Source organism: Bradyrhizobium sp. (assembly GCF_035570375.1).
Taxonomy (GTDB): Bacteria; Pseudomonadota; Alphaproteobacteria; order Rhizobiales; family Xanthobacteraceae; genus Bradyrhizobium.
Genome location: NZ_DATMLW010000081.1, coordinates 1 through 4,337, shown reverse-complemented (window position 1 = coordinate 4,337; position 4,337 = coordinate 1). Strand labels below are relative to the sequence as shown.

General features: G+C 59.9%; 4 protein-coding genes and 1 pseudogene. 3 read left to right on the top strand and 2 right to left on the bottom strand.

From position 1 onward, the window contains the following. Window positions 1-219 precede the first annotated feature (219 nt). Window positions 220-525 (bottom strand): annotated as a pseudogene (locus VNX23_RS09190) (IS5 family transposase); the annotation flags it as partial. A gap of 249 nt (window positions 526-774) precedes the next feature. Here VNX23_RS09190 and VNX23_RS09185 point away from each other — a divergent pair. From VNX23_RS09185 to VNX23_RS09175, 3 genes are all read left to right on the top strand, one after another. Further along, window positions 775-1,512: a YoaK family protein gene (locus VNX23_RS09185; RefSeq protein ID WP_325629233.1), complete on the top strand. Its 738-nt coding sequence runs from the start codon at window positions 775-777 to the stop codon at window positions 1,510-1,512. After that, entirely contained in the window at window positions 1,509-2,447 is a 939-nt protein-coding gene (locus tag VNX23_RS09180) for a lactate/malate family dehydrogenase (protein ID WP_325629231.1), read from the top strand. The genes VNX23_RS09185 and VNX23_RS09180 overlap by 4 nt, the downstream gene beginning before the upstream one ends. Before the next feature lie 325 nt (window positions 2,448-2,772). After that, window positions 2,773-3,084, top strand: coding sequence for a hypothetical protein (locus VNX23_RS09175; RefSeq protein ID WP_325629229.1), 312 nt, complete (start codon window positions 2,773-2,775; stop codon window positions 3,082-3,084). A gap of 532 nt (window positions 3,085-3,616) precedes the next feature. On the opposite strand, the gene VNX23_RS09170 is transcribed toward VNX23_RS09175, so the two are convergent. Further along, a complete protein-coding gene (locus tag VNX23_RS09170) occupies window positions 3,617-4,045 on the bottom strand; it encodes a DUF6641 family protein (RefSeq protein WP_325629228.1) in 429 nt (142 codons plus the stop codon). Between the last annotated feature and the right edge of the window lie 292 nt (window positions 4,046-4,337).

Below are 4,337 nucleotides of genomic sequence, written 5' to 3'. Positions count from 1 at the left end.
GTCGGCACGGGACGAAAGCCAGCGCGCGATGGAGGCGGCGATCGACGGGACGGTGAACGACGCATCCCTATTTCTTGTCGCTGCTGGTGAGCGTACCGCCGAGGCCTGCCATGATGGCGGCGAACAGGTCCTGAAAGCGTTCCGCGAGTTTAGGGTCGAAGGTGAACCAGCTCTGCATCAACGCTTTCCCATCGATTGGCGCTGGTTCCTTGTGATGCACGCCCCATGCTGATGCACGGGGACAATGGAGGTGTCGATCATCTGGACAGCGGCATCATGGGCAGCGGCAAGTGCGTCTATGATGCGTCCCCAGACACCAGCCCGCCGCCAGCGGACGAAGCGATTGTAGCAAGTGGTGTACGGACCAAACGCCTCGGGAAGATCACGCCAGGGTGCTCCGCAGCGCAGCACCCAAAAGATTCCATTGAGCACGCGCCGGTCATTTACACGCGGAACACCGCGCGGCTTGTTCGGTAGGTACGGCTTGATGGCGGCCCATTCATAGTCGGTGAGTTCGTAACGCATGATTCGACGCTCCGGTTTGGGAGCTTGAATCACGCGTGGGCAGACGGTCTCAAGACGCCCCGCCATAGAGCATTTTGGTCGCTATACCCCAAAAGCGGACTCGTTATGCTCACTTCGAGTTCTTCCGGGTTTGACCCACAGCGGTCAAAGGCGGCCTTCGAACATTTCTTGCGCGGCTCATTTCCCGACACACTGGACCGGGTCGCTTCGCCGTGTTAATTTTTATTTTGACGTTCGGGGGCAGTCGCTGTGACGAGCACCGAAAACGGCATTGTCGGTTCCGGCGCCGAAGAAATAGGCCGCCCCTCGCTTGGCCTAGCATGGCTATCGCTCGCATCAGGCTGCACCGATGTGCTGAGCTTCCTTAAGCTGGGCGATCTATTTACTTCGGCTATGACCGGCAATACTGCACTGCTAGCTATTGCGCTCGCGCGCGGCCAGATGCTCGCCGCCTCACGTTCACTGACAGCCCTCGTCGGCTTCATGCTCGGCGCCTCGCTCGCCGCGTTGATGCATGTCCGGGGAGGGGCGCAGCAGAACACGCGGGGTAGGCTCAGTTCCTTGCTGTTGTTGGAGATCGTTTTGCTCGGCGGCTGCGCGGCACTCTGGAGCGTAAGTCCCGATCCCATCCGAGGCAAAGCCCTTTATTCCGTTATTCTGCTCTCTGCAGTGAGTATGGGCATACAGGGGATGGTCGCACGTCACATCAATGTCTCCGGCATCAGTACCATTGTCTTCACGAGTGCGTTGATCAGCATGGTGATGTCCATCACCACAAGGCTCGCTGGTCGTACCAATCCGTCGGTACTGCCCGAGAGCACGAGGGTGCATGTGGGGACCTTCTCAGCCTACGTCGGCGGTGCGGCGCTGGCCGCAATCATGGTCTCGGACTACCTCGGTTGGCTTGTCTGGATCCCGATGACCGCCGTGCTGTTCGCCCTCTGCTGTTGGGAGTTCCCTTATCTGCGGCAAAGGAGCACTGTATGAAAGTCGGAATCATAGGCGTCGGTGCGGTCGGCGCCGCAACTGCCATGGCGATCGCTCTGCGGGCGCGCGCTCGAGACCTGATCTTGATCGACCGCGACCGTGCACGTGCCAAGGCGGTTGCGATCGACATGCACTATGGGGTGCCGCTTTCTCCGCTGGTGACGATTGCCGATGGGGACTACGAGGACCTCGCGGGTGCCCATCTGGCGATCATCGCTGCCGGCGTAAACGAAAAGGCCGGGGGCGCGACCGACCGCAATGACCCGAGCGGGCGGCTGCGACTGCTGGCACCCAATGTGAAAGTGTTCGAGGATATCGTGCCACGCCTGATCAGGGCGGCGCCCGAGGCCGTCATTCTTGTCGCAACCAACCCGCCTGAACCGCTGGTCGAGATCACGCGCCGGCTGGCGGGTCACGAGCGTGTTCTGAGCACCAGTACCTATCTGGATAGTCTGCGCTTTCGGGTTCACCTCGCCGAGCGGCTCGGCGTAAGCCCGGCATGCGTCGACGCGTATGTGGTCGGCGAGCACGGCACTTCCAGCGTATTCCTTTGGTCTTCGGCGCGCATCGGCGGAATGAGGGTTCAGGACATGCTTGCCGAGCGAGGGATCGGTTTCGACGAGTTCCGCCAGGCAATTGAGCGCGACGTTCGCTACGCGAACATCACCATCATCGAGGGCATCGGTGCGAGTCAGTACGGCATCGGCATGGTCGCGGGGCGCGTCGCGGAGGTGGTATTGCGTGACGAGCGAGCGGTGTTTCCGGTCGGCTCGCACAACCGGCGCTACGGCGTCACCCTGTCGCCGCCGAGCGTGGTTGGGCGCGCCGGTGTTAGCGAGGTGTTCTGGCCAGAAATGTCGCTGGATGAGGCTCGCGCCTTAGAGCTCAGCGCCGAGACCTTGAAGAAGGCAATTGCACAGGTAGCATACGCATGAGCTAGCGTGGCCATGTCCACCTTCTGGTCGCTGACGGGCGGAAAGCGGACATGACGGTTGCGCAGTCCGACTTCCGAAATTGACCCGCAGCAGAACTCGCGGTCCGGTTGCTGGGACGGCTCACGAGTGCAGCATCACGACGCAGTGTTTGCGATCGCCGGCAGGGCGAATTGAAAGCTGGCGCCCCGCGACAAGCGGCTAACGGAATCGCGCCTCGACAAAAGAGCAACGGCCTCCTCGACATATCAAATCCCTCCAAGAGGTGTTCGACCGACCATGAGATCGTAGCGCAATCACTCTGGAAATACGGTTGAGGAGATTTGTCATGCTAACGGTTCAACACTTGTTCCGGCCGGAGGGAATTGTGAGCGACGCGAAGGGCCAAGTGCCATTGCAGACCTCGGCGGAATTCGCGCGCACCCATAATGCGCAAGCCCACGAGATCATCGACGCGATCACGGCGGCGGTCACTAGTGCACAGGCCGGGTTAAACTGGCTGCGCGCTGAACCGCCAGATCTGGAAGAAGTCCGGCGGGTGCTCAATTTTATCGCTAACGACGGTAAGCGAGCAGCCAAAATCGTCATTCGACTTCGAGCGCTCATTGAGAAGGTGCCCACAGCGGATGCAGTTCATTAATCCTTGAGCTGGTGGCCGAACCGATGTCGCCTTCTGGCACTTTCCGGCTTCGCGCGACGACCTGAGTCCGTTGTCCGAGCAAAAGCGGGCATCATTTTTGGCTAGAATCAGTCATCGTGGGCCGCCAACCCAAAGGGATTTCTCCATCAACGCTTCAAAGCGTACATCTCGCGAAACTGCTTCTGGATTGTCCGAACCCGTCTTGCGCAGACGGGATGTTTGGTTTGTTGCCTCGGGTCGATCAACACAGTCCCATCCAACATCAGGCGCCGGCACGATCGCGATCGATAATCCGGGGCAGTCGTGGGACTCCCTGAGCCTTTCGTGAAAAAAGCCAAATCAGGTCAGTGCTCGAAATTGCCTTTTTGGCCATGGCCTCCTCGTAATGGATGGACCATATCGCAAAACTTCGACTTAGCCGATCACGCGGCTCCACGGGGTGGTTTTACCAACCAAACTCAAAGGATGAGGGTCGTTTTAAAATGCCTTCAGCAGAGGCCGAGCGATGAATGTTCATCGCCCGGCCATTCCGTTAGGCAGCCTTCCGCGGCTTCCCGATCGTTCCGGTCTTCGCCGCCTGGCTGAAGTGGTCATCCAGCTCGCCGGCGCGGACGGCCGCGATCAACGCATCGATCACCGCCGGGAGCTTCTCCTTCGAGCCGACGACGATGCCGGCCTTACCCTTCTCGAACTCGATGGGCTTAGCGCCGAACTTGATGGACATAACGACCTGGCCGGAGGCGTCGGCCTTCCACCAGGGCCTGACAGATTGCTGCTTGGTGGTGGCTTGCCGCTCGCCATTGACCTTGGTCCATCGCTGGACGGTCCGGACGTGGTTTGGATCCTTCAGAAGCAGCTTCTGCTCCTCCAGCCTGGCCACGAACTTCGCCCGGCGCGCCTGGACGGGGTCGTTGCCGGACTTCGGCAGGGTGGTGAACGAGAGTGACTTGAGGACTGGCATGTGGGTTCTCCATTGTTGGATAAACCCGCCCGATCCTAACTGCCTGCATGAAACTGTACATGCGGTTATACAATACAAATGGCGGCTTTAACCGCCAGGATCACATGAGTTAAGCGTCTCCCGGGCGCGAGTTGCGGTTACGCTCGACATGTGATTTGCTTCGGCGCACGATAGTCCAGTTGCCAAGGGCATCGCCGACACTCCAAACGAAGCGTTCGTGTCGACCGGTGATAATCCCGGGACGGGGGCACGACATGAGTGTTCAACTCGCTATTCGCGATGCCACGACCGA

What these genes read in the sequence shown, in the direction of transcription:
- VNX23_RS09175 (WP_325629229.1), top strand. Translation starts at nt 2,773, where the DNA reads ATGCTAACGGTTCAACACTTGTTCCGGCCGGAGGGAATTGTGAGCGAC.
- VNX23_RS09180 (WP_325629231.1), top strand. Translation starts at nt 1,509, where the DNA reads ATGAAAGTCGGAATCATAGGCGTCGGTGCGGTCGGCGCCGCAACTGCC.
- VNX23_RS09170 (WP_325629228.1), bottom strand. Translation starts at nt 4,045, where the DNA reads ATGCCAGTCCTCAAGTCACTCTCGTTCACCACCCTGCCGAAGTCCGGC.